The organism is Rhodococcus sp. 14C212, assembly GCF_011058195.1.
GTDB lineage: Bacteria > Actinomycetota > Actinomycetes > Mycobacteriales > Mycobacteriaceae > Rhodococcus > Rhodococcus aetherivorans.
Genome location: NZ_JAALEH010000012.1, coordinates 46,921 through 71,728 on the forward strand (window position 1 = coordinate 46,921; position 24,808 = coordinate 71,728).

At 70.2% G+C, this 24,808-nt stretch carries 24 protein-coding genes and 1 pseudogene; 12 read left to right on the forward strand and 13 right to left on the reverse strand.

The features are described from left to right. Positions 1 to 18: 18 nt before the first annotated feature. The 4 genes and pseudogenes from G6038_RS08420 to G6038_RS08435 all read right to left on the reverse strand — a co-directional run. Positions 19 to 117 (reverse strand): annotated as a pseudogene (locus G6038_RS08420) (MmcQ/YjbR family DNA-binding protein); the annotation flags it as partial. A gap of 110 nt (positions 118 to 227) precedes the next feature. Further along, positions 228 to 422, reverse strand: coding sequence for a YbdD/YjiX family protein (locus G6038_RS08425; RefSeq protein WP_165037291.1), 195 nt, complete (start codon positions 420 to 422; stop codon positions 228 to 230). A 1-nt stretch (position 423) separates the two neighbouring features. Next, positions 424 to 2,751, reverse strand: coding sequence for a carbon starvation CstA family protein (locus tag G6038_RS08430; RefSeq protein ID WP_165037239.1), 2,328 nt, complete (start codon positions 2,749 to 2,751; stop codon positions 424 to 426). 68 nt (positions 2,752 to 2,819) lie between these two features. Beyond that, positions 2,820 to 4,457, reverse strand: a complete 1,638-nt coding sequence (locus tag G6038_RS08435) for a Na+/H+ antiporter (protein WP_165037240.1) — start codon at positions 4,455 to 4,457, stop codon at positions 2,820 to 2,822. A gap of 193 nt (positions 4,458 to 4,650) precedes the next feature. Here G6038_RS08435 and G6038_RS08440 point away from each other — a divergent pair, with 193 nt between their 5' ends. Next, positions 4,651 to 5,802 carry an acyl-CoA dehydrogenase family protein gene (locus G6038_RS08440; protein WP_165037241.1) on the forward strand — a complete coding sequence of 384 codons (1,152 nt, stop codon included), beginning with the start codon at positions 4,651 to 4,653 and terminating at the stop codon, positions 5,800 to 5,802. Between the two features lie 320 nt (positions 5,803 to 6,122). Beyond that, complete coding sequence (locus G6038_RS08445; protein WP_165037242.1) at positions 6,123 to 7,487, forward strand: aromatic acid/H+ symport family MFS transporter; 1,365 nt, start codon at positions 6,123 to 6,125, stop codon at positions 7,485 to 7,487. 76 nt (positions 7,488 to 7,563) lie between these two features. Here G6038_RS08445 and G6038_RS08450 read toward each other — a convergent pair whose 3' ends face one another. Next, positions 7,564 to 8,412 (reverse strand): 3-hydroxyacyl-CoA dehydrogenase family protein, encoded by an 849-nt coding sequence (locus G6038_RS08450; RefSeq protein WP_165037243.1) that lies wholly within the window; start codon positions 8,410 to 8,412, stop codon positions 7,564 to 7,566. A 100-nt stretch (positions 8,413 to 8,512) separates the two neighbouring features. Continuing rightward, positions 8,513 to 9,691 (reverse strand): thiolase family protein, encoded by a 1,179-nt coding sequence (locus G6038_RS08455; protein WP_165037244.1) that lies wholly within the window; start codon positions 9,689 to 9,691, stop codon positions 8,513 to 8,515. 147 nt (positions 9,692 to 9,838) lie between these two features. Here G6038_RS08455 and G6038_RS08460 point away from each other — a divergent pair, with 147 nt between their 5' ends. From G6038_RS08460 to G6038_RS08495, 8 genes are all read left to right on the forward strand, one after another. Beyond that, positions 9,839 to 10,633 (forward strand): enoyl-CoA hydratase-related protein, encoded by a 795-nt coding sequence (locus tag G6038_RS08460; RefSeq protein WP_165037245.1) that lies wholly within the window; start codon positions 9,839 to 9,841, stop codon positions 10,631 to 10,633. A 36-nt stretch (positions 10,634 to 10,669) separates the two neighbouring features. Next, complete coding sequence (locus tag G6038_RS08465; RefSeq protein ID WP_165037246.1) at positions 10,670 to 11,401, forward strand: SDR family oxidoreductase; 732 nt, start codon at positions 10,670 to 10,672, stop codon at positions 11,399 to 11,401. Between the two features lie 29 nt (positions 11,402 to 11,430). Next, a complete protein-coding gene (locus G6038_RS08470) occupies positions 11,431 to 13,101 on the forward strand; it encodes an AMP-binding protein (protein WP_165037247.1) in 1,671 nt (556 codons plus the stop codon). Further along, positions 13,098 to 14,288, forward strand: a complete 1,191-nt coding sequence (locus tag G6038_RS08475) for an acyl-CoA dehydrogenase family protein (RefSeq protein ID WP_165037248.1) — start codon at positions 13,098 to 13,100, stop codon at positions 14,286 to 14,288. Before G6038_RS08470 ends, G6038_RS08475 begins: the two co-directional genes overlap by 4 nt. A 13-nt stretch (positions 14,289 to 14,301) precedes the next feature. Further along, the gene (locus tag G6038_RS08480) at positions 14,302 to 15,450 is read left to right on the forward strand and encodes an acyl-CoA dehydrogenase family protein (protein WP_165037249.1); all 1,149 of its coding nucleotides are present in this window, start codon (positions 14,302 to 14,304) and stop codon (positions 15,448 to 15,450) included. A gap of 31 nt (positions 15,451 to 15,481) precedes the next feature. Then, the gene (locus G6038_RS08485; protein WP_165037250.1) at positions 15,482 to 16,144 is read left to right on the forward strand and encodes a TetR/AcrR family transcriptional regulator; all 663 of its coding nucleotides are present in this window, start codon (positions 15,482 to 15,484) and stop codon (positions 16,142 to 16,144) included. A 2-nt stretch (positions 16,145 to 16,146) separates the two neighbouring features. Further along, positions 16,147 to 16,899 carry an enoyl-CoA hydratase/isomerase family protein gene (locus tag G6038_RS08490; RefSeq protein ID WP_165037251.1) on the forward strand — a complete coding sequence of 251 codons (753 nt, stop codon included), beginning with the start codon at positions 16,147 to 16,149 and terminating at the stop codon, positions 16,897 to 16,899. 110 nt (positions 16,900 to 17,009) lie between these two features. Next, positions 17,010 to 17,672, forward strand: coding sequence for a TetR/AcrR family transcriptional regulator (locus G6038_RS08495; protein WP_165037252.1), 663 nt, complete (start codon positions 17,010 to 17,012; stop codon positions 17,670 to 17,672). On the opposite strand, the gene G6038_RS08500 is transcribed toward G6038_RS08495, so the two are convergent. From G6038_RS08500 to G6038_RS08525, 6 genes are all read right to left on the reverse strand, one after another. Continuing rightward, positions 17,665 to 18,333, reverse strand: a complete 669-nt coding sequence (locus tag G6038_RS08500; protein WP_165037253.1) for a ScbR family autoregulator-binding transcription factor — start codon at positions 18,331 to 18,333, stop codon at positions 17,665 to 17,667. The two genes, G6038_RS08495 and G6038_RS08500, sit on opposite strands and share 8 nt — an antisense overlap. A gap of 252 nt (positions 18,334 to 18,585) precedes the next feature. Next, positions 18,586 to 18,774, reverse strand: coding sequence for an Rv0909 family putative TA system antitoxin (locus tag G6038_RS08505; protein ID WP_006941081.1), 189 nt, complete (start codon positions 18,772 to 18,774; stop codon positions 18,586 to 18,588). An 86-nt stretch (positions 18,775 to 18,860) separates the two neighbouring features. Continuing rightward, the gene (locus tag G6038_RS08510; RefSeq protein ID WP_165037254.1) at positions 18,861 to 19,106 is read right to left on the reverse strand and encodes an antitoxin; all 246 of its coding nucleotides are present in this window, start codon (positions 19,104 to 19,106) and stop codon (positions 18,861 to 18,863) included. 105 nt (positions 19,107 to 19,211) lie between these two features. After that, positions 19,212 to 19,496: an antitoxin gene (locus G6038_RS08515; protein WP_165037255.1), complete on the reverse strand. Its 285-nt coding sequence runs from the start codon at positions 19,494 to 19,496 to the stop codon at positions 19,212 to 19,214. Between the two features lie 153 nt (positions 19,497 to 19,649). Then, positions 19,650 to 22,127, reverse strand: a complete 2,478-nt coding sequence (locus tag G6038_RS08520; RefSeq protein ID WP_165037256.1) for an HAD-IC family P-type ATPase — start codon at positions 22,125 to 22,127, stop codon at positions 19,650 to 19,652. A gap of 63 nt (positions 22,128 to 22,190) precedes the next feature. Further along, positions 22,191 to 22,556 (reverse strand): nuclear transport factor 2 family protein, encoded by a 366-nt coding sequence (locus G6038_RS08525; RefSeq protein ID WP_165037257.1) that lies wholly within the window; start codon positions 22,554 to 22,556, stop codon positions 22,191 to 22,193. 100 nt (positions 22,557 to 22,656) lie between these two features. Between G6038_RS08525 and G6038_RS08530 the strand changes: the two genes are divergently transcribed. Together G6038_RS08530 and G6038_RS08535 are read left to right on the forward strand one after the other, a co-directional pair. Continuing rightward, positions 22,657 to 23,544, forward strand: a complete 888-nt coding sequence (locus tag G6038_RS08530; RefSeq protein WP_165037258.1) for a LysR family transcriptional regulator — start codon at positions 22,657 to 22,659, stop codon at positions 23,542 to 23,544. An 86-nt stretch (positions 23,545 to 23,630) separates the two neighbouring features. Further along, entirely contained in the window at positions 23,631 to 23,975 is a 345-nt protein-coding gene (locus tag G6038_RS08535) for a sporulation protein (protein ID WP_165037259.1), read from the forward strand. Between the two features lie 6 nt (positions 23,976 to 23,981). Here G6038_RS08535 and G6038_RS08540 read toward each other — a convergent pair whose 3' ends face one another. Then, positions 23,982 to 24,746: a zinc permease gene (locus tag G6038_RS08540; protein ID WP_206024476.1), complete on the reverse strand. Its 765-nt coding sequence runs from the start codon at positions 24,744 to 24,746 to the stop codon at positions 23,982 to 23,984. Between the last annotated feature and the right edge of the window lie 62 nt (positions 24,747 to 24,808).

The following is a 24,808-nucleotide window of genomic DNA, read 5'->3' on the forward strand; positions in this document are numbered from 1 at the left end:
TCCCGGCTCGGCGTCGAGCCGGCGGACGAACCAGGCCGGTTCGCCGTGGCTGACGCGTTCGGTGACGTCCGGAAGCGCGGTGCACAGTGCACGCAGGCGGTCGAGCGGACTCATCATGGGTTCACGCTAAGCCACCTCGGCGAACTGTTGCGGGGTACACCGTGGCGGGGGCACGGTGGCCGGGTGCACGCGGATCGGCCCGGCGCCGGCCGGTGCCCGTACAGGTCTCAGCAGCAACGTGCCCCCGGGTTGGCGTCCGCGTCGGCGTAACGGATGCGCCAGTACTCGCGTTCGGTGGGGATCTCGGTTCCGGGGTGCATCCGTTCCAGGTGGGCGACGTAACGCGCGTAGTCGTGGTCGCCCATCAGCGCTCCGATCCACCAGCGCACCGTTCGTCCCCCTGCGGCGAGTGCGGCGAGCACCCTACTCACGGTTCGCTCCGGTCGGCTCCGCGCGGTCGACGCGAACGGGGCGGATGTGCGCGGCGCCCGGGGCGCGCACGCGTCCGGACGCGATGAGCACGTCCCACTGGTGCTGTATGCGTTTCTCGGCGGCGGTGGGTACGAACCCGGCCGGGGCGAAGATCTTCGACGGAACGTCGGGAGCCTCGGTGGTGGGCAGCCCTCCGGCCCGGAACGCCTTGACGCACACGATGGCTCCCGCGACGGCGACGATCAGCACGAGACTCGCGAACACGATCGACAGTGTGCCCTGGATGAAGGTGTTGCGGATCACCGCGTCGATCGCGGCGGGGCTCGTCGCGGACCGGAAACTGGTCTCCCCGGCGTCCTTGGCGGCCCGGAAGTCGAAGTGCTGGGTCCAGTACCCGATCGCGGGATCCCCCGAGAAGATCTTCTGCCACGAGGCGGTCATCGTCACGATCAGGTCCCACACGAGCGGCACACCCGGGATCCATGCCCATGTGAACAGGCCCCTCTTCATCACCACGGTGAGCACGACCGTCAGGGCGACCGCGGCGAGCAGCTGGTTGGCGATGCCGAACAGCGGGAAGAGGGTGTTGATGCCCCCGAGCGGATCGGTGACGCCCATCAGCAGGATCGCACCCCACGCGGCCACGACCAGCAGCGAGCACAGCCACGCGCCCGGACGCCACGACGGGTCCTTGAACCGGCGGGCCGGTCCCCCGAAGTTGCCGAGCGAATCCGAGAGCATGAAGCGGGCGACGCGGGTGCCGGCGTCGACGGTCGTGAGGATGAACAGGGCCTCGAACATGATCGCGAAGTGGTACCAGAACGACTTCAGCGCGTCGCCCCCGAACAGGTCGCTCAGCACGCCGGACATCCCGAACGCGAGGGTCGGGGCGCCGCCGGTGCGCGAGATGATCGAGTCCTCCCCGACGTCGGCGGCGGCCTGGGAGATGGCCTCCGGTGTGATGTCCGGAGCACCGAGTCCGAGGCCGTTGACGTAGTCCGCCGCCGTGGCGGGAGTGCCTCCGGTCACGCCGGCCGGGGCGTTGAGCACGAAGTACAGGTGCTGATCGATCACGCAGGCGGTGATCAGCGCCATGATCGCCACGAAGGATTCGGTGAGCATGCCCCCGTACCCGATCAGCCGGGTCTGCTTCTCCTTCTCGAGCAGCTTCGGGGTCGTGCCGGAGGCGATGAGCGCATGGAATCCGGACAGGGCGCCACAGGCGATGGTGATGAACAGGAACGGGAACAGCGATCCGGCGAACGCCGGGCCGTTGCCCTCGAGGGCGAAGGAGGTGACGTCCGGCATCTGCAGGGTCGGGCGGGCGATGAGGATACCCACGGCGAGCAGCGCGATCGTCCCGACCTTCATGAACGTCGACAGGTAGTCTCGCGGCGCCAGCAGCAGCCACACCGGTAGCACCGAGGCGGCGAATCCGTAAGCGATCATCAGCCACGTGATGGTGACCTTGGACAGGGTGAACCACTCGGCTCCCCACTCCGTTTCCGCCACCCAGCCGCCGGCGACGATGGCCAGCAGGAGCAGTGCGACGCCGATGAGCGAGACCTCCGAGACCCGGCCCGGCCGCAGGTATCGCAGATACACCCCCATGAAGAGGGCGATGGGGATGGTCATCGCGATGGAGAACAGACCCCACGGGCTCTCGGCGAGCGCATTGACGACGACCAGAGCGAGAACCGCGATGAGGATGATCATGATGACGAAGACCGCGACCATGGCGGCGGTTCCGCCGACGACGCCCAGTTCCTCCCGCGCCATCTGACCGAGGCTGCGCCCGCGGCGCCGCGACGAGATCGACAGCACCAGGAAATCCTGCACCGCACCGGCGAACACGACGCCGAGGATGATCCACAGGGTGCCCGGCAGGTACCCCATCTGCGCGGCCAGCACCGGACCGACGAGAGGACCGGCGCCGGCGATCGCGGCGAAGTGGTGTCCGAACAGCACCCGCCGGTCCGTCGGGATGTAGTCCTTTCCGTTCTCGAGGATCTCCGCGGTGGTGGCACGGTCGTCGCGCGGTTGGACGATCTTGCTCTCGACCAGCCTGGCGTAGAAGCGATAGGCGATCAGATACGTGCACACCGCGGCGATCACGAACCAGACCGCGTTGACGTTCTCGCCGCGGACCACCGCGATCATCGTCCAGGCGACACCCCCGAGCAACGCCAGCACGACGAAGACGACGCGGGTCGACGCAGGCATCGGGGAACGGTCGACGATGCCGACCGGCGGGAGGTCGGGATCCGTGCGCAGGTATTCGATCCGGGGCGGGGACTCGGGAACCGATTCGACGGCCATAAGGAATCCTAGAATCGTCTGCTCCCGCCCCGGTGGGAAAACGCGGATGCCGGCAGTCCGGCGCCGGGTCAGTACCGGGTGCGCCGGTTGAGCCGTTCCTCCGCGGCCGCCTCCTCGACGTCGAGTCCCTCGAGCACCGTGCGGAGCGTCTCGTCGTCGAGGTCGCCGTTGTCGCGTGCCGCGATCAGAGCCTGCCGCTGGGCGCGCAGCACGGAGCGCCGGAGCTTTTCGAACAGGGTGCCCGAGTCGGGCACGGCCGGTTCGCGCTCGCCGGCCTCCTCGGCCTGCTGCGCTTCGAGGCGGGCCTTCATGGACCGGTTCACCCGGGCGAGGATGCGTTGCAGCGCCTCGGCGTCGACACCGTCGGGCGGGTTCGTCGCGAGCAGCGCGAGGTGCTGTTCGGCGGCGGTGCCGGAGATGGTCCGCGCACGTTCCATCTGCTCCTGGGCATACAGCTGTTCGTAGGGGTCGGCGACGTTCAGCACCCGGATGAGCGCCGGCATCGTCGCCCCCTGGATCAGCAGGGTGCCGACCGCGACCACGAAGGCGATCACCTGGATGGTCTCGCGACCGGGGAAGGGCTCGCCGGAGGCCACGACGAGCGGCACGCCCCCGGCGGCCGCGAGGGTCACCACACCGCGCATCCCGGCCCAGGAGATCACCAGGTACTCGCGGCCGGTGAACTGGTCGCGCCCCAGCCGGGCGAGCCCGACCTCCCGTGTGAGGCGGCGACGCGCCCAGTGCAGCAGCACCCACAGCGGCCGCACCGCGATCACCACACCGAGCACCGCGAACGCGTAGAGGAACGCGAGGTGGACGTCGAGACCGGTCTCGCGGACCTCGTCGATCACGAACTTCAGCTGCAGGCCCATGTAGGCGAAGACGAACATCTCGAGCAGCACGTCGAGGCTCTCCCACACCGCCCGTTCCTGGATGCGCGTCGCCACGGACGCATCGGTGGCCCGGTGCCCCATGTACAGGCCGGCCGCGACGACGGCCAGCACACCGGACGCCTCGATCTCCTCGGCGGCCAGGTAGGCGGTGAACGGGAGCACCAGCCCCAGCACCGTTTCCAGCGGCGAGTCGTACATGCGGCCGCGTACCCGGTGCACCACGACAGCGAGCACCAGTCCGATCGCCACGCCGCCGGCCACCTCGTACCCGAAGAACACCACGGGCGAGTCCACCAGCACCCGGGTGCCGGCGACGGCGGAGACCGCGACGGTGAACAGCGTCAGCGCGGTCGCGTCGTTGACCAGACCCTCACCGGTGAGGACCGCAATGACGCGTTTGGGCAGTCCGAGTCGCTGCCCGACGGCGACGGCGCTGACCGCGTCGGTCGGCGCGACCACGGCCCCGAGCACCAGTGCGGCGCCGAGGGTCAGATCCGGCACCAGCCAGGAGGCGGAGAACGCGACGGCGAACGCCGTGACCAGGACGGTGAAGATGCCCAGCCGCAGGATCGGGGCGAGGTGCCGACGGAAGGTCGCCACGGAGAAGCGCAGCGCCGCCGAGTACAGCAGCGGCGGCAGCACCACCCCGAGGATGACGTCCGGATGCAGCTCGAGCCGCGGCATGCCGGGCAGGAACGAGGCGATCGAGCCGATGGTGACGAGGACCAGGGGGGCCTGGAGATTTCCGCGGTTCGCGAGGCCGGTGACGGCGACGGCCGCGATGACGACGAGGAGGATCCAGGTCCCGTTCACCCGTCGATTGTGACCCGGACGGGCGGCCGGTGCCGCCGTACGATCCGGGCGCCGGGGGTGGCACCCTTGACCCCCTCAAGAAACGAACGTATATTCACCTCAAGTGAATGAGCATTCATTTTGCTCGTGTGCTTTCCGAAATCCGACGCACCCCGCCCCGTAGCCCCCGGGGGTGCCCCAGCAAGGAGTCGACATGGATCTGGCGTTGACGGAGGAGCAGCAGAGTTTCCGGCAACTCGCACGCGAGTTCCTCGACAAGGAGGTGGTCCCGCACCGGGCCGCATGGGACCGCGCCGAATCGGTGGACATCGCGATCGTGCCCAAGCTCGCCGAGATCGGGTTCTTCGGGCTGACCATCCCCGAGGAGTACGGCGGCCTCGGCGGCGACTACATCACCTACTGCCTCGGTATGGAGGAACTCGGTCGCGCCGACTCCGCCGTGCGCGGCATCGTGTCCGTCTCGATGGGCTTGGTGGGCAAGGTGATTCTGTCCCACGGCACCGAGGAGCAGAAGCACGAGTGGCTGCCACGCATCGCCTCGGGTGAGGCGCTCGCGTGCTTCGGCCTCACCGAACCGGACAACGGCTCCGACCCCGGACACCTGAAGACCCGCGCGGTGCGCGACGGCGACCACTACATCATCAACGGGTCGAAGATCTTCATCACCAACGGAACCTGGGCCAACCTGTGCCTGGTCTTCGCCCGCACCGGCGGTCCCGGCCCGAAGGGCGTGTCCGCCTTCCTGGTTCCCACCGACACCCCCGGCTTCGAAGCCCGGGAGATCCACGGCAAGCTCGGCCTGCGCGGCCAGGCCACCGCCGAGCTGTACTTCACCGACATGAAGGTGCCCGCGAGCGTGCTGCTCGGCGAGGAGGGCCAAGGCTTCTCGATCGCCATGCACTCGCTGGACAAGGGCCGGGTCTCGGTCGGCGCCGGCTGCGTCGGCATCATCCAGGGCTGCCTCGAGGCCGCCGTCGACTACGCGACGAACCGCAAGCAGTTCGACCGGCCCATCGCCTCGTACCAGCTGATCCAGGACATGATCGCGGACATGTCCGTCGACGCCGACGCCGGCCGGCTGCTGACCTGGCGGGCAGCGGATCTCATCGAGCGCGGGGAACCGTTCGGCACCGCCGCGTCCAAGGCCAAGTACTTCTGCAGCGAGGCCGCGGTGCGAGCCGCCAACAACGCGATCCAGCTCTTCGGCGGCTACGGCTACGTCGACGAGTACCCCGTCGCCAAGTACATGCGCGACGCCCGCGTGATGACCCTGTACGAGGGCACCAGCCAGATCCAGAAGCTGCTCATCGGCCGCGCCGAGACCGGCATCAGCGCCTTCCTGTAGACCGTCCACGACGGCGGGCCCGGCATCGACGGCGGCGCGGGGGTCGTCGCCACACCGGCGGGTAGTCAGGCGGCAGGAGATCACGCACAACGCTCGGCTGGGGTCTCCCGGTCGAGCGTTGTGCGTGACCGGCCGTAGCGGCCCCGGGCACAGCCTCGACGCGCACCCTTGACAGAGTGACGTGCACCACACTACCGTTCTGGTCGAACACAATGAATGAGCATTCATCCACTTCGAATTTTTGTTCACTCATCGTTGTCGCTCCGACGGGGCCGACCCGCCCCGGCGAACACTCGCCCCCTGACACCCACGGAGTTCTCATGCCCCCTGTCTCGGCCGACTGGACCAGTACGCAGCATCGACGCTCGGTGACGTGGATCGTCGCCCTCGCGACGGCAGCGCTCGTCTTCGACGGATACGACCTGGTCGTGTACGGAACCATCCTCCCGATCCTCATGAAGGATCCGACCCAGTTGGGTGCCGTCTCCGCCGAACAGGCCGGGGTGCTGGGCTCGTACGCCCTGATCGGGGTCCTGATCGGCGCCCTGCTCGCCGGCGCCTTCGGCGACCGGGTCGGCCGCCGAAAGCTGACACTGATCAGCATCACGTGGTTCTCCGTGGGCATGGCCGCCGCGGCGATGACCCACTCCGTCACGATGTTCGGCGCCATGCGACTGCTCACGGGCATCGGCGTGGGTGGGCTCATCGCCACCACCGGTGCGGTGGTCGCCGAGTTCGCGCCGCCCAGCAAGAAGAACATGTACAACGCGATCGTCTACTGCGGCGTCCCCCTCGGCGGTGTCATGGCCTCGCTGCTCGCACTGCTGCTGCGTGACGCCATCGGCTGGCGCGGCCTGTTCTGGATCGGAGCGCTGCCCCTCGTGGTCCTGCTGCCGCTCGTGCTGCTGAGGCTTCCCGAGTCGCCCCGCTGGCTCGTCGCCCGGGGCCGGCTCGACGAGGCCCACGCGATCACCGCACGCACCGGCATCCCCTCCCCGACCGCCGAAGAGCTCGTCGTCGAGCGGGCGGGCGCCCAGAAGGTCGGATTCGCCGCGCTGGCGACCCGCCGGTACGCGCTCGGCACCGCACTGCTCGGCCTGATGAGCTTCGGCGGCATCATGCTCACCTACGGGCTCAACACCTGGTTGCCGAAGATCATGGAGAACGCCGGGTTCGACGCGAAGAACTCGCTGGCGTTCCTGCTGGTGCTCAACGGCGGCGCGATCGCCGGCGTCGTGCTCGCCTCCCGGACGGCGGATCGCACCGGCCCGCAGCGGGTCATCGTCGCCACGTTCCTGCTCGCGGTGCTCTCGCTCATCGTGCTCACCCTCGACCTGCCGCTGGCGGTGCTGCTCGGCGCGGTCGCGGCGGCCGGCATCGGCGGGATCGGCACCCAGATCCTCATCTACGGCTTCGTCGCCAACTACTACTCGACCACGGCACGCGCCGCCGGCGTCGCGTGGTGCGCCGGATTCGGCCGTCTCGGCGGCATCTTCGGGCCGCTCGTCGGTGGGCTGATCCTCGGCGCCGGCCTGAGCAGCAACATCGCCTTCTACATCTTCGCGGGCATTGCACTGCTCGGCGCGGGCCTCACCGTGCTGGTGCCCACCCGTCACGAGACCCTCGCGACGAGTCCGAGCGGGACGCACCGGGCGGCCGAGCCCGCCCTGGCGACCGCCGACTGACCGCACCCGGAACGGGGGCGGGTCCGTGGATACGGACCCGCCCCCGTTCGTGCGTGGACGTCGGTTCCTTACTCGCTCAGCTCCAGTCGTAGAAGCCGCGGCCGGACTTGCGGCCGAGCTCGCCGCGGGCCACCTTGTCGCGCAGCAACTGCGGCGGCGCGAACCGCTCCCCCAGGGTGCCGTGCAGGTAGTCCGCGACGGCCAGCCGGATGTCCAGGCCCACGAGATCCGTGGAGCGCAGCGGGCCCATCGGATGCTTGTACCCCAATTCCATTGCCCGATCGATCGACTCGGCGTCGGCCACGCCTTCCTCGAGCATCCGGATCGCCTCCAGCCCGAGCAGCACGCCGAGACGGCTGGTGGCGAAGCCCGGCGAATCGCGCACCACCACGGGCGTCTTGCCGAGCAGCTCCACCCAGCCCGCGACGTCGCGCACCAGCGCATCGGAGGTCGTCTCGGCGCGCACGATCTCCACCAGCTCCGACGCGGGCACCGGGTTGAAGAAGTGCATGCCCAGGAACCGGGACGGGTTCCTCAGGGCGGCGCCCAGCTCCGTCGGCGACAGCGAGCTGGTGTTGGTGGCGATCACCGCGTCGTCGGGCACGACGCGCTCGGCGTCCGCGAGCACGCGCCTCTTCAGGCCGGGATCCTCGGGCACCGCCTCGACGAGCAGCCGGGTGTCGCCGGGCAGCTCGGCCACCGACGCGACGAACGCGACCCGGCCGGCCACCACGTCGAGCGGATCGACGAGCTTGCCGCGCTCGGCCGCGCGGGAGAGGCTGTCCGTCAGCCGCTTTCGCGCGGCGCCCAGGTCGCCGGTCTCGGACACGGTTACGGTCGCGCCGAGCGCGGCGAAGGCATGGGCGATGCCGACGCCCATGCGGCCTCCGCCGATCACGGCGACACGGTCGGGAAGTCCTGTCATCTGCTGGTCCTCTTCTCCGGGAATCGGGTCATGCGTTTTCTACCTGTCCGCGGCCTCGTACCGCTCCGCTCGGGCCGGATCGTCGACGTGGGGTGGTCGCTCACAGCGCCTCCACCGCCAGCGACACGCCCTGGCCGACGCCGACGCACAGGGTGGCCAGGCCCCGCGCCGCACCCTCGCGTTCCATGCGGCCGAGCAGGGTGACCAGGATGCGCGCCCCGGACGAGCCGAGCGGGTGACCGAGCGCGATGGCGCCGCCGTCCGCGTTGACGAGGTGCTCGTCCAGGCCGAGTTCGCGGATGACGCCGAGCGACTGGGTGGCGAAGGCCTCGTTGAGCTCGATCGCGCCGATGCCGTCGAGGGTCCAGCCGGTGCGGTCGAGCAGCTTGCGGGTGGCCGGGACCGGGCCGAGGCCCATGAGGTGCGGGGCGAGCGCCGCCGAGGCGCTGCCGACGATCCGGGCGCGCGGCGTCAGCCCGTGCCGGCGCACGGCGTCGGCGCCGGCGAGCACCAGCGCGGACGCGCCGTCGGACAGCGACGACGACGAGCCGGCGGTGACGATGCCGCCGGCCCGGAACACCGGCTTCAGGCGGGCGAGTTTCTCCTCGTCGGTCCCGCGCCGCGGCCCCTCGTCCACGTCGACGACGCCGTCGCGCACCGGCACCGGGACGATCTCCTTCCCGAACCGGCCGGCGTCGATGGCGGCGAGGGCGCGCCGGTGGCTGCGGACCGCGAACGCGTCGCTCTCCTCCCGGGTGATGCCGTGCAGGGCCGCGACCTCCTCGGCGGTCTCGCCCATCGACAGGGTGGTCGTGTCGTCGAAGCGCGGGTTGGTGAACCGCCAGCCGATGGCGGTGTCGAAGACGGCGCCGGGTTTGGCCCAGGGCGTGCCGGGCTTGCTCATCACCCACGGCGCCCGGGTCATCGACTCGACCCCGCCGGCGACGACGACGTCGGCCTCCCCGGACCGGATGGCCTGGGCGCCGGAGGCGACAGCGGTGAGCCCGCTCGCACACAGGCGGTTGACGGTGTACCCGGGGACGGTCTGCGGCAGGCCGGCGAGCAGCACCGCCATGCGGGCGACGTTGCGGTTGTCCTCGCCGGCCTGGTTGGTGGCGCCGAGGATCACCTCGTCGATCGCGTCGGCCGGGACGCCGCTGCGCGCGACGGCCTCGCCGACGACGAGCGCGGCCAGGTCGTCGGGCCGCACCGGGGCGAGCGCGCCGCCGTAGCGGCCCTGCGGTGTGCGGACTCCGTCGACGACGTAGACGTCGATCATCCGTGGATCTCCCTTCCGAAACCGGGGGCCGTGTGACCCTTGACACCCTCCGGTAGTGAATGTACGTTCATAGTCAGTGAAGCACAATTCATCACTCATGAACAGAACTTCAATCCCTGACCCGACCTGCGCTGACGAGGAGTCATCATGACCGTGTTCGAGGACATCACCTACGAGATCGACGGCCCCGCGGCGATCATCACGATCGACCGCCCGCACCGCTACAACGCGTTCCGCGGCAAGACCGTCGAGGAGCTCATCAAGGCCTTCCGCGCCGCATGGGCCGACAGCCGGGTCTCGGCGATCATCCTCACCGGCGCCGGCGAGAAGGCGTTCTGCACCGGCGGCGACGTCAAGCAGCGCGCCGAGACCGGCGACTACGGCCCCACCGAGAGCGGCATGTTCGAAATCGGCTACCTGCACAAGCTGATTCGCGACATCCCGAAGCCGGTCATCGCCGCGGTCAACGGTGTCGCCGTCGGCGGCGGACACGTGCTGCACGTGCTGTGCGACCTCACGATCGCCTCGGAGAACGCCAAGTTCGGCCAGGCCGGCCCGAAGGTCGGATCGTTCGACGCCGGATTCGGGTCGGCCTTCCTCGCCCGCGTGGTCGGCGAGAAGCGCGCCCGCGAGATCTGGTACCTGTGCCGCCAGTACGACGCCGCCACCGCCGAGCGCTGGGGCCTGGTCAACTGGGTCGTGCCGCAGGACGAGCTGCTCGACGAGGCCAAGGCGATCGCCGCCGAGATCGCCGAGAAGAGCCCCACCGCCATCAAGTTCCTCAAGCAGTCGTTCAACGCGGACACCGACCACCAGGCCGGCCTGAGCAACCTCGCGATGTCGGCACTCGACCTGTTCGGCAAGTCCGACGAGGGCCTCGAGGGCGCCAACGCGTTCGCCGAGAAGCGGCCCGCCGACTTCGCCAAGTTCGTCAAGGCCTGATCCCTCCCCATTCCGGATTCCCCGAGAGGACCCCTCATGAGCACCATCGCACTGGTCACCGGCGCCGGCTCCGGCATCGGCAAGGCCATCGCACTGGCCTTCGCCGCACAGGGCGACCGCGTGGTCGCCGCCGACCTCGACCTCGCCGCCGCCGAGGCCACCGCCAAGGAGCACCCCGAGCTGATCACCGCACTGCCGGTGGACATCGCCGACCGCGCCCAGGTCGACGAGCTGCGCGAGCGCACCCACGCCGAGGTCGGCGTGCCGAACGTGCTCGTCAACGCCGCCGGCTGGGACCGTACCGACCAGTTCCTGAACGCCACACCGGAATTCGCGCAGAAGGTCGTGGCGATCAACTACCTCGGCCCGGTGCACGTGTGCAGCGCCTTCCTGCCCGGCATCATCGAAGCCGGCAACGGCGGCCGCGTGATCAACCTCGCCTCCGACGCCGGCCGCGTCGGCAGCTCCGGCGAGTCGATCTACGCCGGGGCGAAGGGCGGCGTCATCGCGCTGACCAAATCCCTCGCCCGCGAGATGGCGCGGCACGGCATCAACGTCAACTGCGTGTGCCCCGGCCCCACCGACACCCCGCTGTTCCAGGCGCAGGACGAGAAGCTCAAGGCCGCACTGATCAAGGCCATCCCGTTCCGCCGGCTCGCCCGGCCCGACGAAGTCGCCGCCCCCGTGCTGTTCTTCGCGTCGGAGGCCGCGTCGTTCGTCACCGGTCAGGTGATCAGCGTCAGCGGCGGCCTCACGATGGCCGGCTGACCGCGGACACGCGAGGGAGGACGGACACCATGACCGCGTCGTACAACGCCCGGGCCTACCGGGAGTACTTCGAGAACGACTTCACGTACCTCAACGGATTCCGGCGCAACACCAAGCGTTACGCGAACCAGGTCGCCCTGAGCGACCCCGGCACCGGGCGGCAGTGGACCTACGCGCAGCTCGGAGAGCGCGTCGACCGGATCGCGACGGGCCTGGCGGACGCGGGCGTGCAGACCGGGGACGTCGTCGCCTACCAGCTGTTCAACGGCGTCGAATTCGCCGAGCTCTACCTCGCCACGCAGGCCGTGGGGGCGGTCGGCTCGCCGGTGAACTTCCGCCTGGCGGCCGGCGAGACGGCGTTCGTCCTCGACAAGTGCACCCCTGCGGTGTTCGTCTACGACACCGAACTCACCGACATGGTGCAGGAGGCGTTGCGGCTCGCAGCGCACACCCCGAGGGTGCTCGTGGCCGTCGGCGACGGCGCCACCGTCGAAGCCGCCGGCGCCACGGTGATGCGGTACCGGCACCTGGCCGCCGACCGCATCGCGCTACCGCCGCTGCACCGCACGGTGTGGGACGAGACCACCCGTCTCTACACCTCCGGCACGACGGGCATGCCGAAGGGCGTGCCGCTCAACAGCATGATCGAGATCTTCAGCGCCCACGACGTGATCATGCACTTCCCGCTCGGCCCCGACGACAAGACGCTCAACATGACCCCGTGGTTCCACCGCGGTGGTCTGCACGCGGGCGGACCCAACCCGACGTTCTACGTCGGCGGCGGGGTGGTGCCGCTGCGGTCGTTCGACGCCGACCGGGTCCTCGACCTCGTCGCCGAGTACGGACTGACCTTCCTCATCGGCGCACCGACCAACCTCGCCATGCTCGCCGCCGCCCAGGAGGCGCGCCCGCGCGACCTGTCCAGCCTGCGCGGCATCGTCACGATGGGCGCACCGCTCGAGAAGGAGGCGGCGCTGCACTACCAGAAGGTGCTCAACCCCCGGATCTTCAACGGCTACGGCACCACCGAGGCCTTCTGGAACACCTTCCTGCGGCCGGCCGACCTGCCCGACCGCGCCGGCAGCGCCGGCCGCGCCTGCACCGACGACGAGGTCCGCGTCGTGCACGTCTACCCCGACCGGCTCGCCGACCCCGACGACGTCGTCGCCCGCGACGGCAACGACGTCGGTGAGGTCATCGTCCGCTCCCCCAAGTGCGCCAACGCCTACTTCGACACCCCCGACCAGGAGAAGGCCAAGTTCCACCGGGGTTGGCTGCACATCGGCGACCTCGCCACCTGGGACGCCGAGGAGTTCGTCACCATCGTCGGACGCAAGGACGACATGCTCATCTCCGGCGGCGAGAACGTCCACCCGGTGCAGGTGGAAGAGGCACTCAACGCCCATGCGCAGGTCCAGGACTCGCTCGTCGTCGGCGTCCCGGACGAGAAGTGGGGACGCATCGTCGTCGCCTACATCGTCGCCGAGGATCCCTCGCTGACGGTCGAACACCTCGACGCCCACTGCCGCTCCCACCCGATGCTCTCGTCGTTCAAGCGGCCGCGCGCCTACCGGTTCGTCGAGACGCTGCCCGTCTCCCCCACCGGCAAGAAGCTGCATTACAAGGCCACCGAAGCCGCCGCGGCCGAGTTCGCCGCCGGCCTCTTCTCCGCTCCCTCCGACTCGAGGATGACCCGATGAGCACCGCCACCACCCTCCCCAAGTTCGACGCCCTCGACCCGCTCGCCCTCGACTCGCTCTACTCCGACGACGAGATCGCCGTCCGCGACACCGTCCGCAAGTTCTGCGCCGAGCACGTCAACCCGCACATCGCGGAGTGGTTCGAGGCCGGCGACCTGCCCGGCGTGCGCGATCTCGCCCGCGAATTCGGCAAGCTCGGCCTCCTCGGCATGCACCTCGAGGGCTACGGGTGCGGTGGCTCGTCCGCCGTGCACTACGGCCTCGCCTGCCTCGAGTTGGAAGCCGCCGACTCCGGCATCCGCTCCCTGGTCTCGGTGCAGGGCTCGCTCGCGATGTTCTCGATCTGGAACAACGGTTCCGAGGAGCAGAAGCAACGCTGGCTGCCGGGCATGGCGGCGGGCGAGATCATCGGCTGTTTCGGCCTGACCGAACCCGACGTCGGCTCCGACCCGGGGGCGATGAAGACCCGCGCCCGCCGGGACGGGTCCGACTGGGTTCTCGACGGTCGCAAGATGTGGATCACCAACGGCTCCATCGCCGACGTCGCCGTGGTCTGGGCGAACACCGACGAGGGCGTCCGGGGCTTCGTCGTGCCCACCGACACAACCGGTTTCAGCGCCCACACCATCAAGCACAAGCTGTCGCTGCGCGCCTCGGTCACCGGCGAACTCGTCCTGGACAACGTACGCCTGCCCGCCGACGCGCTGCTGCCCGAGGCCAAGGGCGTCAAGGCTCCGCTGCAGAGCCTGTCCGAGGCGCGGTACGGCATCATCTGGGGCGCGATGGGCGCGGCGCGCTCGGCGTGGGAGGCCGCCCGCGACTACTCGATGCAGCGCACCCAGTTCGGCCGCCCCATCGGCGGATTCCAGCTCACCCAGGCCAAGCTCGCCGACATGGCCGTCGAACTGCACAAGGGCCAGTTGCTGTCGCTGCACCTCGGCCGGCTCAAGGACAGCGTCGGGCTGCGGCCCGAGCAGGTGAGCTTCGGCAAGCTCAACAACACCCGCGAGGCCATCGAGATCTGCCGCACCGCGCGGACCGTTCTCGGCGGCAACGGCATCTCCCTCGAGTACCCCGTCATCCGGCACATGGTCAACCTCGAGTCCGTGCTCACCTACGAGGGCACCCCCGAGATGCACCAGCTGGTGCTCGGCCAGGCCTTCACCGGCGAAAACGCCTTCCGCTGACAGGAATCCCACCATGAACGCACGATTGATCCACGACTCCGAGCACCTGCAGTTCCGCGAGGTCGTCCGTGACTTCGTCCGGGACAAGATCACCCCGGTGCACGAGGGCTGGGAACGGGCGAGCTGCCTCGACCGCTCCCTGTTCACCGAGGCCGGCAAGCTGGGCCTGCTCGGCTTCCCGGTCCCGGAGGAGTACGGCGGTCCCGGCGTCGACGACTTCCGCTACAACGCCATCCTGATCGAGGAGGTCAACCGGGCGGGCAACGCGGCCGCCGGGATCGCGTTCTCGCTGCAGAACGACGTCGTGCTGCCGTACCTGACCGACATGACCACCGACGAGCAGAAGGCCCGCTGGCTGCCCGGCGCCGTCACCGGCGAGACCGTCCTCGGCATCGCGATGACCGAACCCGGCACCGGCAGCGACCTGACCGGCATCCGCACCTCGGCGGTGCGCGACGGCGACCACTACGTGGTCAACGGTGCCAAGACGTTCATCTCCAACGGGCAGAACGGCGACCTGTTCGTCGTCGCCGTCCGCACCTCCGACGACCCGCACAAGGGCCTGACCCTGCTCGTCGTCGAGGCCGACACCGCCGGCTTCTCCCGCGGGCGCAATCTGGAGAAGATCGGCCTGCACGCACAGGACACCAGCGAGCTGGCCTTCACGGACATGCGGGTCCCGGTCGCGAACCGGCTCGGCGAGGAGGGACAGGGCTTCTACCAGCTCGTGCACAACCTGCCGCAGGAACGGTTGTCGCTCGCGATCGGCGCGGTCGCCGCGGCGGAGGGCGTGTTCGCCGAGACCCTCACCTACGTCCGGGAGCGCAAGGCCTTCGGCAAGCCGGTCTCGAGCTTCCAGAACACCCAGTTCGTGCTGGCCGAACTGGCCACCGAGCTGGACCTGGCCCGCACGTTCCTCGACGACTGCATCGCCGAGCACGTTGCCGGCGAGCTCACCGCCGCCCGCGCGGCGCGGCTGAAGTGGTGGGCCACCGAACTGCAGGTGCGGGTCGCGGACCGGTGCCTGCAGTTGCACGGCGGCTACGGGTACATGCGTGAATACGCGGTGGCCCGCGCGTTCGTCGACGCCCGCATCCAGACCATCTACGGCGGCACCACCGAGATCATGAAGACGATCGTCGCCAAGGATCTCGGGATCTGAGCGGCCGTCCCGAGCGACGAGGAGGACGCCCATGTCGGCCGATCCGAGCGAGCTGCCGATCGACGAGGCCGTGCGCGCGGTCCGTGCGAACTCCCGGCGCAGGCAGATCCTGATCGCTGCCGCGAAGGTGATGCAGCGCACAGGATTCCATCAGATGTCCATGCAGGCGCTGGCCGACGAGGCGAACGTCAGCGTGGGCCTGCTCTACAAGTACTTCGGCAACAAGGAGGAGATCCTCCTCGCCACCATCACCGCCATCCTGGACACGTTCCGGGACCAGCTCGAGCCCGCGATGGCGGCGGTCGGCACGGACCCCGTGGAGCGCCTGGCCGCGGGGATCCGCCGGTTCGTCGAGATCGTCGACGAGAACCTCGACGCCGTGGCCCTGACCTACCGCGAGAGCCGCACCCTCGACCCGGCCGGGCGGGAGAAGCTCAAGCGGCTCGAGATCACCACCTCCGCCCCGCTGCGTGCGGTGCTGACCGAGGGCATCGACGCCGGCATCATGAACCCCGTCGACGTCGACCTGATGGTCTTCGACCTGGTGCTGCTCGCGCACGGCTGGGCGCTCAAGCACTGGCATTTCGGCCGGCTCTACAGCCTCGACGACTACATCCGGCTGCAGACCCGGTTCGTGCTCAACACCGTTCTGCCACAAGAACACCGAACCCGCTACCGACACCTGCTGGAGTAACCGTGAGCGTCGTCACCACCCGCGAAGACCGCGTCGGGATCATCACCCTCGACCGTCCCCCCGCCAACGCCTTCGACGAGGCGCAGGCGGAGGCCCTGGCCGAGGCCGTCACGACGCTGGGTGAGGACCCCGCGGTACGGGCCGTCCTGATCCGCAGTGCCCGGCGGATCTTCTGCGGCGGCGCGGACATCGCGATGATGGAGTCCTGGAGCACGAGGCCCGATCGGGGTGCACGCCTGCGCCGCTTCACCGCACGGCTCCAGGACGTGTTCGCCCGCCTCGAGGCGCTGCCGAAGCCCTCGGTGGCCGCCCTCGCCGGTGCCGCCACGGGAGGGGGCCTCGAGCTGGCCCTCGCGTGCGACTTCCGCGTCGCGGGCGCGTCGGTGAAGCTCGGGCTTCCCGAGGTGGGAATCGGGCTCCTCCCCGGCGCGGGGGGCACGCAACGGCTCACCCGGCTGGCCGGTCCGTCGGTGGCGCACCGGCTCGTTCTCGGCGCCGAACTGGTCACCGGCCGTGAGGCCGAACGGCTCGGAATCGTGCAGTGGGCCACCGACGCCGACGTCGAGACCGAGGCCCGAGCCTTGGCCGATCGACTCGCGCAGCTGCCGCCGGCCGCCTACGCGGCCGCCAAGCGCTGCATCGTCGCAGCTCGGGGCGAGGAGGGGTTCGCCCGAGAGCTCGACGAGATCAGCCGGTTGATCGAGACGCCGGACACCGTCCGCTTGCTGGAAGGATTCGTCGCGCGCGCCCGGTAGCCCGGGGTGCGGACCGGCGCGGGATGTCCGCCGCCCGGGGTTGCGCCGGACGACCCGCCCGGATCACTCGGTACTGTGGATCCGACCCAGCGGCGACGAGGAGCACCACCATGACCACCGACCACGACGCGCTACCCGTGGACGAGGCCGTGCGAGCCGTGCGCACCAGCTCCCGCCGCAAACAGGTGCTCGACGCCGCGGTGACGGTCATGCAGCGGACCGGGTTCCACCAGATGTCGATGCAGGCGCTGGCCGACGAGGCCGGGGTGAGCGTGGGGCTGATCTACAAGTACTTCGGCGGCAAGGAGGACGTCCTCCTCGCGACCATCCTCGCGATCCTCGACGCCTTCCGCGACCAGCTCGAACCGGCCATGGACGCCGTCGGCGACGACCCGGTCGAGCGGCTCGTCGCCGGGATGCGCCGCTACATCGAGATCGTGGACGAGAATCTCCACGCCACGGTGCTCACCTACCGGGAGAGCCGCACCCTCGACGTCGCCGGCCGCGCCCGGATCAAGGAGCTCGAGGTGGAGTCCTCGGCGCCGCTGCGCGCCGCCCTGGACGCGGGGATCGAGGCGGGCGTGATGAACCCGGTCGACGTCGACCTGATGGTCTTCGACATCATGCTGCTGGCGCACGGGTGGGCGCTCAAGCACTGGCACTTCGGTGCGATCTACACGCTCGACGAGTACATCCGCCTCCAGATCCGCTTCGTGCTGAACACGCTCCTCCCGGCCGAGCGCCGCGACGACTACGCGCAGTTGCTCACGTAGCCGACACGGGAAGCAGGTCGCCGCCGAGAGGTAACGACCAGCGCGCCCCGCGCACCGTATCGATCGCGTCGTGGCGGGAGGTCGGCATGATGCCGGGCAGCAGCAGCGTCCACATCTGGTCGATCCGCTCCTCGAGGTCGACGCGTCCGGCGAGGACGTCGGACAGGAGCTGCACCCCCGTGAACGCGGAGATCACGAAGTGCGCCAGCATCGACGGATCGAGGCGGGCATCCAGGTCGCCTTCCTCGACGGCACGACGGCCGAACGCCTCGCATGCCGTGATCCAGTCCAGGTACGGCCCGGCGGGCTTGTCGACGCTGCCGAGTTCGAGGGTGAGGCGGATCCCGGCGCGCACCACGGGATCCTCGATCATCTGCCGGCCGATGCCGTGGCACAGCATCACGATCTGTTCGAGGGTCGACGCCTCGGTGCCGGCGATCGCATCGACGAGCGCGATCGAGCGGCGGTGCTGCTCGGCGACGATGGCGCCGGCGAGGTCGATCTTCGACGCGAAATGGAAGTACACCGCCCCCTTGGACAGTCCCGTGTCGCGGAGAATGTCGGCGAAGCTGGCGCCGTGGAACCCTCGTTCGTCGAACATCGCGGCGGCGGCGCGCACGATCTGCTGCCGGGTCACTGCGGCGCGGGCTTGCTTGGCCACTCACTCACCTTTCTCGCGAGGCGGATTCCGACGCGACACCCCGGCCCGAGGCATCCGACGTACATCCCCTCGACATCCCCCGACCGACACACCGCCGACTCCCCTGGGCGGTCCGCCGGGATCTGCGTGGATCCCGGCGGAAGGCACCAGCCACCTTAACAAGACCGATCGACCGTTCAACGACGGGTGGACGGCAACGGCGTGCCCGCCGCGGTCCGGCTCGGCAACGCGGGCCGGCCGGCGGGACCCGGTCTATCCGGCGCCGAGGGCCTTCTTCGCCGCGTCCTGCGCCTTGTCGACCTGCTCGGCGTACTTTCCGCCGGTCTTGCGGTCCGCGAGGTCACCGGCCTTCTCGATCGCCTCGTCGACCTTGTCGGGGTTCTGCGCCGCGAACTCCTTGCCCTTGTCGACCAGCCCCTTGACCGAATCCATGAAACCCACGTCGCGTCCTTTCGTCCGAATGATCGAGCGGGCCAAGCCTGCCACAGCAGGTCGCGGCCGGACGTGGGGCCGTGGCCGACGCCGCGCTATCGGACGTCGGGTCCGGGAGCCGGGCCGGGTCCGGCGGCCGGGCCCGGTCCGCGACCTTCGGTGCCGAGGGTCTTCTTCACCGCTTCCTGCGCCTTGCCGACGTGCCGGGAGTACTTCCGGGGCCCCTTCGTCCGGGCGAGATCGCCGGCCTTGTCGATGGCGCTATTCACCGTGCCCGGGTTCTTCCGGGCATAGTCCTTGCCCTTGTCGACCAGTCCCTTGACCGAATCCATGAATCGCATCGGGTCCATCCCTCTCTGTGCAATGGTCGCATCGTCACCAGCGTGCCACCGCTGGACGCAGAGCGGGAGATCCCGGTCGGGACCTCCCGCCGGAGACCTGCACTGCTACGGGCTGCGCGGGCCCGGCTGCGCCTGCGGACCGGGATCCGCACCCGGACCGGGCTGTCCCCCGGGACCTGGAGTCGTACCGGGGACGGGATTGTCCGCGGTACCGAGGTGCTTCTTCGCGGCGTCCTGAACCTTGTCCACGTGCTGGGCGTACTTGCCACCCGTCCGGGCATCGGCGGCGTCGCCCGCCTTGTCGACGAACCGGCCGGCCTTGTCGGGGTTCTTCTCCGCGTACGCCCTGCCCTTGCCGACGAGGCCCTTGATCGAATCCTTCAAACCCATCTGCCGCTCCTTCCGTTCGAGGGATCGATGCCTCAGCGTGCCACCGCAGGCCGGTTCCCAAACCTGCCGCGGCCGGCGCAGTGACCTCGCCCCGGCCGCGGCTGGCGCAGTGACCTCGTCCCGGCCGGGGCCGGGGCAGTGACCTCGTCCCCGTCAGTGCACGCCCGGCAACAGGTCCTCACTGGCGGCGAACAGCCGGCGGTGCTCACCGTGGATCCGCCCGGTCACCCACCACGAGACCTCCACGAGGACCACGCCGATCGCCCCGCACGTGAACGCCGTGACCATCCCGCCGACATTCGAGATGTCGAGGGCGAAGAACTCGCGGGTGAAGGGGAAGGCGAACAGGACCAGGTACCCGAGCACCGAACCGGCCAGCAGCACCAGTTTCCACCACACGTACGGCCGCGCCACCACGGCGAGCACCCACAGCGCGATCATGATCAAGGTGATCAGCGCCGCGGTACCGGCCTGCATCTTCTGCGCCTCGGTCTGCTCGGGCCCGGCGTACACCAGGACGTAGCAGACGAACGTGCTGATCCCGATGATCACACCCGACGGGATCGCCAGCCGCATCACCCGCGACACGAAACCGGAGCGGGCCCGCTCGTTGTTGGGGGCGAGCGACAGGATGAACGCGGGAACTCCGATGGTGAACCACGCCGCGATCGTCACGTGCCGCGGCAGGAACGGATACGGCAGCGGCTCGTAGCCGAAGACCTGGGACAACGCGCCTGATAGTCCCACGAGGAACGCCAGCAGCACGGAGTACACGGTCTTGGTGAGGAACAGGTTCGAGACCCGCTCGATGTTGCCGATCACCCGTCGGCCCTCGGCGACGACGTAGGGCAGGGTGGCGAACCTGTTGTCCAGCAACACGATCTGCGCGACCGCACGGGTAGCCGGGCTGCCGGAGCCCATCGCGACTCCGATGTCGGCGTCCTTGAGCGCCAGCACGTCGTTGACCCCGTCGCCGGTCATGGCGACGGTGTGGCCGCGCGACTGCAGGGCTCCGACCATTGCCCGCTTCTGGTCGGGCCGCACGCGACCGAAGGTGGTGGCCGAGTCGAGGGTGTCGGCGAGCCGGTCACGGTCCTCCGGCAGGGTGCGGGCATCGACGGGGTGATCGGCGTGCGGCAGGCCGAGCGACGTCGCGACCGCGCCGACCGACACGGCGTTGTCGCCGGAGATGACCTTGACCTCGACCTGCTGGCTCGCGAAGTACTCGAGGGTGGGCTTGGCGTCGGGCCGGACCCGCTGCTCGAGCACCACGAGGGCCTGGGCGGTGACCGTGCCGGGAGCCTGCGGGTCGTCGACGGGGCGGTCGCACCGGCCGAGCAGCAGCACCCGCAGTCCCTGCGCCCCGAGCGCCTCGGCGCGCCGGGCCGCCGCCGAGCCGGGATCGAGCAGCACGTCCGGGGCGCCGAGCACCCAGTCGCCGTGGTCGCCGTACGACTGGCCGCTCCACTTCTTCGCCGACGAGAACGGGGCGACGGCGGTGGCCTCTCCCCAGCCGGGATCGTCCGGCAGCGCTTCGCGGACGGCGAGGACGCTGGCGTTGGGACGCGGGTCGTCCGCGGCCATCGCCGCGAGGGCGGCACGGACGGCCGTCTCGTCGCTGCCGTCGACGCACACGACGTCCGCCAGGCGCATGCCGTTCTCGGTGAGCGTGCCGGTCTTGTCGGCGCAGACCACGTCGACGCGGGCGAGGCCCTCGATGGCCGGCAGTTCCTGCACGAGGCACTGCCGGTGACCGAGACGGATCACGCCCACCGCGAACGCGATCGACGTCATCAGCACCAGGCCCTCGGGGACCATCGGCACGAGCGCGGCGACCATGCCGCTGAGCGCCGGGCCGAGCGGCTGGCCGCTCGAGAACAGCTGGTTGTAGATGATGAGCAGGCCCGCCGGGATCATCAGGTAGGTGATGAATTTCAGGATCTTGTCGATGCCCGCGCGCAGTTCCGAGTGCACGAGCGTGAACTTGCTGGCCTCCTCGGCGAGCCGGGCCGCGTACGCGTCGCGGCCGACCTTCGTGGCCCGGTAGGCGCCGCTGCCCGCCGCGACGAAACTGCCCGAGAGGACGTGTGCGCCGAGCTCCTTGTGCACAGGATCGGCCTCACCGGTGAGCAGCGACTCGTCGAGTTCGAGCCCCTCGGCCTCGACGACGAACCCGTCGACCACCGCCTGGTCGCCGGGGCCGAGTTCGATGATGTCGTCGAGCACCACCTCGCTCGGCGGGAGCTCGGCCACCACTCCGTCACGGCGGACGAGGGGCTTGGCCTGGCTGACGATCGCGAGCCTGTCGAGGGTCCACTTGGCGCGGATCTCCTGCACGATGCCGACGGCGCTGTTGAGGATGATCAGCAGGCCGAACATGCCGTCGATGATCGAGCCGGTGGCCAGGACGATGGCCAGCAGGACGCCGAGGATCGCGTTGATGCGGGTGAAGACGTTGGCGCGGACGATCTCGCCGACCGACCGCGACGCCCGGTCCGGCACGTCGTTGGTGGCGCCCCGGGCCACGCGTTCGGCGACCTGCTCGGTGGTCAGGCCCAGCTCGATGTGCCGCGCGTCGGTCGGGGGCGCGGCCGCCTGATCGGCGACGGCGGTGGGCTCCTCTGCTGCCATGGGAATCAGGCTAAGCCACCCGCTGCGGTCCGCCGCCGTGCCGTGATGCGCCTCGCGCCGGGCTCAGCTGTCCGGACGGACGAACTCGGGCTGGTCGAGCACGCGCAGCCAGCTGCCGTCGGGCTGGCGGCGGGCCACCTGGGCCCGGGCGCCGGCGCCGTCCTTCGGCGGGGTGGCGGTCAGCGCGAGGTCGCCGCTGATCAGCGTCGGCAGCGACGGCTCGGGTTCGAAGTGGGGGGCGTGTTCCAGCACCTGCTCCCACAAGCGGCGGATGGCCTCGCGTCCGACCGTGCGACCGCCCGGCGGGTAGGCCATCACGGCGTCCTCCTCGTACAGTGCGGCGACCCCCGCCGCGTCGCCGGCGTTGGAGCGCTCGACGAACAGACGGGTGAGATCCTCGGGCTGCCAAGCCTTCTCTGCGTCGGACACGGTGATCCTCTCTACGAACGGGAGCGGGACACCTCCAGCCTCCGGCCGGCCGAGTCAGAAGTCCAACAGATTGTTTCGATCGGAACTAGAATCCGAGGTTATGGAACTGCGGCAGCTGGAGTACTTCGTCGCGGTGGCCGAGGAGGCGAACTTCACCCGGGCCGCCCACCGCGTCCACATCAGCCAGTCCGGGATCAGCGCCCAGGTCCGCCGGCTCGAGCACGACCTCGGCGCCGCCCTGTTCGACCGCTCCACCCGCACCGCCACCCTCACCACGGCCGGGGAGGCGGCACTGCCGCACGCCCGGGCCGCGCTGGCGTCCGCCGCGGCCGTCCGGCAGGCGGTCGAGGAGGTGACGGCACTGGTCCGCGGACGGCTGGTGGTCGGCATGGTCACCGCCTGCACCGTCACCGGGCTGTTCGACGCGCTCGCCGGGTTCCACCGCGCGCACCCGGGGGTCGAGATCATCCTCGTCGAGGACGCCTCCGACCGGCTCGTCGAGCGGGTGCGCTGCGCCACCGTGGACCTCGCCCTCGTCGGCTCCGCCGGCACCCCGCCCCCGGGCCTCGAGGCGCTCACCCTCGTCAGCGAACCGATCGTCGCGGCCGTGCCGCCCGGTCACCCGCTGACCGGACGCGCCCGCCTCACGCTCGCGGACGTGTGCGCCCACCCGGTCGTGTCCATGCCCGCGGGCACCGGGATCCGGACCGTGTTCGACCGGGCGTGCGCCGCCGCCGGCCTGCGCCCCGACATCGCCCTGCAGGCCAGTTCCCCGGACACCGTCGCCGACCTCGCGATCCGGGGACTGGGCGTGGCGATCCTCAGCCGCTCGATGACCGCGCACTTCGAGGGCCGGTTGTGCGGGCTCACCGTGGACGACGCCCCCGCGCCCGCGGTGCTGTCGCTGATCTGGTCCGATACGGACGCTCCGGCTCTGCGCGAACTCGTCCGGCACAGCCGTCGCGCCTTCGCTGTCGCAGGGACCTAGGGCACTTCCCCCGCGGGCGGGCCGCGGCCGAGAATGGGGGACGCGGCCGGTCGACCGGCCGGGGCCACGACGAACAGGGGGCGGACATGAATCTCGAGGAACTGATGGCCAAGGCGCGCGACACGGTCACGGTCAAACGCGTGTACTCGGAGCCCGTCGAAAGAGACGGCCTGACGGTCATCACCGCGGCCGTCGTCTCCGGCGGTGCCGGCGGAGGCGGGGGGTACTCCCCCGACGGGGAGAACGGCGAGGGCGGCGGCTTCGGCGTCGGGGCTCGCCCGGTGGGCGCGTACGTCATCAGCGGCGGCAAGTTGTCGTGGCAGCCCGCGGTGGACGTCAACCGCATGGTGCGCACCGTCGCGAGTGTGGCGATCGCCTTCCTCGTCACGCGGGCACTCGTCGAACGCAAGCGTGCCGCCGCGACGCGCTGACGCCGCTCACAGCGTCGCGAGGACGAACGACAGCAGGAATCCCGCGGCGGTGCTCAAAGCGACCGTGGGACCGCCCTTCTCGTAGGCCTCCGGCATGAGCGTGTCGGCCAGCGACGCCAGCACCGCGCCCGCCGCGAACGCCAACGGCAGCGAGATCGTCTCCGGCGGGGTCACCGCGAGCGGCCCGGCCCCGACGACGACGGCGACCGTCAGCAGCGCGGCGCACGCGACCCACATCCCGAGGATGTACCTCCGGGACCGGCCCTGAGCGCGCATGGAGGCGCTGCCGACGAGCGACTCCGGGAAGTTGGACACGAAGATCGCGACCAGCAGGGCGAGGCCGCCGGTGCCCTCCCCCAGGGACACACCGAGCGCCACGTTCTCGGGCACCCCGTCGAGTGTGACCGCCGCCAGCAGCGCCAGCCCGGCCGCGCCGCTGACCGAGGACGACGACGGCGCGGTTTCCTCCGCGGCCGCGTCGACGTCGAGTTTCTCGCTGCCGTGGTCCTTCTCGCGTCGCCCCTCGGCCACCCGGTCCAGCCACGCACTGAGCACGGTGAACACGATCGCGCCGACCGCGAGCCCGATCGCCGCGCGCCAGATTCCGCCCTTCTCGTACGAATCCTCGAACAATTCGAACGACAGGGCGGTGATGAGCGCGCCGGCGGCGAACGCCAGCATCGCCGCGAGAACGCGTTTGGGGATCTCCACCCATCCGCCCACCAGGGCACCGAGCACCAGCGCGCTCGAGGCGATGATCCCGAAGAGCAGCGATTCGACGATGACCCCGCCCTCCCTCCGACGCTCCCGACGGACGGCCGGATACCCGCTGC